The 3,100-nt window shown below is 66.6% G+C and carries 2 protein-coding genes and 2 pseudogenes; 3 read left to right on the top strand and 1 reads right to left on the bottom strand.

Features of this window, described 5'->3' with window-relative positions; all coding sequences use genetic code 11:
• The 3 genes and pseudogenes from AC1DBN_RS21295 to AC1DBN_RS21285 form a co-directional block, all read left to right on the top strand.
• Positions 1-840: pseudogene (locus tag AC1DBN_RS21295) on the top strand (hypothetical protein); the annotation flags it as partial.
• Between the two features lie 301 nt (positions 841-1,141).
• A complete protein-coding gene (locus AC1DBN_RS21290) occupies positions 1,142-2,332 on the top strand; it encodes a serine/threonine-protein kinase (RefSeq protein WP_091718861.1) in 1,191 nt (396 codons plus the stop codon).
• Entirely contained in the window at positions 2,329-2,811 is a 483-nt protein-coding gene (locus AC1DBN_RS21285; protein WP_314216423.1) for a hypothetical protein, read from the top strand. The genes AC1DBN_RS21290 and AC1DBN_RS21285 overlap by 4 nt, the downstream gene beginning before the upstream one ends.
• 141 nt (positions 2,812-2,952) lie before the next feature.
• Here AC1DBN_RS21285 and AC1DBN_RS21280 read toward each other — a convergent pair.
• Positions 2,953-3,100: pseudogene (locus tag AC1DBN_RS21280) on the bottom strand (IS481 family transposase); the annotation flags it as partial.

Here is a 3,100-nt window from a genome sequence, read left to right as displayed (position 1 = left end):
ACCACGGACGGCACGGCCACTGATGTAGCGGTGGACGCCGATGCAATCGTGGACCTCGGCGGCGTCACCGGCACCAACGGTGCAACCCACGACGGCCTCACCGCCGTCGTCGACGCAGACGTAAACCTCGGCCTGGGCAACACCGGAACCACGGACGGCACGGCCACTGATGTAGCAGTGGCCGCAGATGCAATCGTGGACCTCGGCGGCGTCACCGGCATCAACGGTGCAACCCACGACGGCCTCACCGCCGTCGTCGACGCAGACGTCAACCTCGGCCTCGGCCTCGGCAACACCGGAACCACGGACGGCACCTCCAGCAACGGCGGACTCGATACTGCCATCGACGCAGTCATCGACCTAGGCCTCGGCAACACCGGCGGAGTGGATGCCGGCATCGACCTCGGGATTGACCTGGGCGTAGACCTTGGCATCGGCGGCATCGGCACGGTGACCCCGGGTACTGAAAACCCCGGCACGGAGAACCCGGGCGACGGCAACACCGGCGGCGTTGGCACCGTGGATCCCGGAACAGGCACCCCGGGTACTGAAAACCCCGGCACCGGCGACGGCACCGGCGCAGGATCCGACAACGGAACTGGCAACGGCACCGGCACCACCGGCGCAGGCACGGCCGGAACCAACGGCATCTCCGTAGCTCCCGCCGGTTCAACAGCAGTCAGTGGCGTGATCGCCGCCGACACCACACCGCGAAGCGCTCCTGCCCAGGGTGGTGCGGCCGCATTGGCCAACACCGGCTTGGACGCCTCCCTCGTCCCGCTGGCCCTGCTGCTCCTGGCCGCCGGGCTCCTGGTGCTCCGCAAGCGCAGGACTTCCTGACACACACACACCTGCGTTTCATTCCCTGACCAAAGTGGGAAAGCGTCCGTGAATCGCGCCTGAAGCGGCAGCACTCCACGGGCTGCAGGAAAGGAGGACCACAACACAGAAACCAAAAAGCACGCAAAACATGTCATCAGCACACATGTCCTTGTGGCCGATGGTCCGGCGGCGGATGTTGGAGTTCCGCCGCCGGACCCTCGGTGTGTGCGCCGCGAAACGCAAGGTCAATCGCCGGGCAGCCCCTCCGCCGGTATGATTTGAGTACGACAGTGCCGCATCGCACCGGGAGGGACGGGACATGGTGGCGGAATCGCCCAGCTCCACCACGAACGAGGTTGTCGGCGGTCGCTACCGGTTGAATGAGGTCATTGGCCGCGGGGGAATGTCTTCGGTGTACAGCGCCCGGGACGAAAACCTTGGCCGTGACGTGGCCCTTAAGCTCTTCGCCCCGCAGGCCCCGGACACCGAGGAACTGAAACGCCAGGAAGCGGAAATCCAGCTGCTGGCCACTTTGAACCACCCCGGACTCGTCACGCTTTTCGACGCCGGCATCGATACCCGGATCCCGGACGAGCCACGGCCGTTCCTCACCATGGAGCTCGTGGAGGGCCAGGACCTCCGCGGCCGCATCCGCCACAGCCGTGTCCCGCTGGAAGAACTGGCAGTCATCGGCGCCGGAATCGCAGACGCCCTGGCCTACGTCCATGGGCTGGGCGTGATCCACCGTGACATCAAACCTGCCAACATCCTGCTGGTCCAGATCCGCCCCGGCGAACCACTGCGCCCCAAGCTCACCGACTTCGGAATTGCGCGGATCGCGGACTCCACCCGCCTCACCACCACCGGAACCATGGTGGGCACTGCCGCGTACCTCAGTCCGGAACAGGCGCTGGGCCAACCGCTCTCCGGTGCCACGGACATCTATTCGTTCGGCCTCGTACTGATTGAATGCATCAAGGGCACCGTCGAATACCCCGGCGGCGCCGTGGAGTCCGCGGTGGCCCGGCTGCACCGGGCACCCGAGATCCCGGACGACCTCCCCGCAGAGTGGGCGCAGCTCCTCCGCTCGATGACTGCCGTCGAACCCCTGGAGCGCCCATCCGCCGCGGACATCGAGACCGCCCTGCGCCAAGCCCTCGTCTCACCCGCTTCCACACCCGGCGAACTCGCACCCGAAAGCACCAGGGTGCTGCCGGCCATGCCGTTCCACCCGCCGTCGATCACCGCGGAAGAGTCAGTGGACGAGTTGCGGGAAGCGGCAGCTTCAACCCAGACCCAGGAACCTGAAGCCAGGAACCTCCATCCGCGGGCCCGCACCAAGCGCTTCTGGCTCGCGGTGATCCTAACGCTCATAGTGGTGGCGGCTGCTGTTGCCGCGGTGATCCTGACCCTGTCCACGCAGTCTCCCGCCGACGTCGTGCCGTATCCCACTGTCACCGGGGAACTCGGCGATCACCTGAAGGAACTGCAGAAGAGCGTCGAACCGTGACCCCTGGAAACCACGGGGCGCTGACCGTCCGCTGGTCCGCGGCGATGCTGGCCGCCGGATTGCTCGCCGGCTGCGGGACCGGCGAAACGGGGCTCCAGCGCGATGCCGCCAAGCAGTTGCAGGCACGGGTGCTTGAGGTAACGCAGGCGTCATCGCAGAACGATCCCGCCACCGCCCTCAGTGCGCTGGAAGGCCTCGAAACCGAACTCGGGAACGCACAGTCGAAGGGTGGCATCTCGGACGAACGCCGCCGCAGCATCACCACCATTGCCGCCGCAGTCCGGGCCGATCTGACCGACGCCATCGCCAAGACCGACCAGGCCAAAGCCCGGGCCGAAGAGGAGGCCCGCCAGGCGGCCGAACAAGCGGCTCAGCAAACCCCGCCCGCCCAGGAAGCCCCCGCGCCGTCCACGGTGCAGCCCTCCGGTGAGGACAAGGGCAAGAAGGACAACGCGGGCAAGGGTAAGGGCAGCGGATAGCGGCCCGCCAATGCAGCGTACGACGCCGGAAGGGACGTTGGGCGCTGCTCTCCACTTTGTGAGCGGCACAAGAAAGAGGCGGTGCCCCGGAACAGATCCGGGGCACCGCCTCTCTTGTGAAACTGCCGCAGCAGCCCGCCGCTAGCTGTAATTCCCACTGAGGTTGTGAACGCGGCTGATGGGGGTTTTGCCTCCGATGCCGGTATGGGTTCTGTGGTGATTGTATGCGTGTAGCCAGTCTGGGTAGGCGGCGGCGCGTTCGGCTTCTGTTATGTAGGGTCTGGCGTAG

The organism is Pseudarthrobacter sp. 10T415 (genome assembly GCF_056394175.1).
The sequence above is the reverse complement of the archived record's forward strand: the minus strand, read 5'-3'. Positions and strand labels throughout refer to the sequence as shown.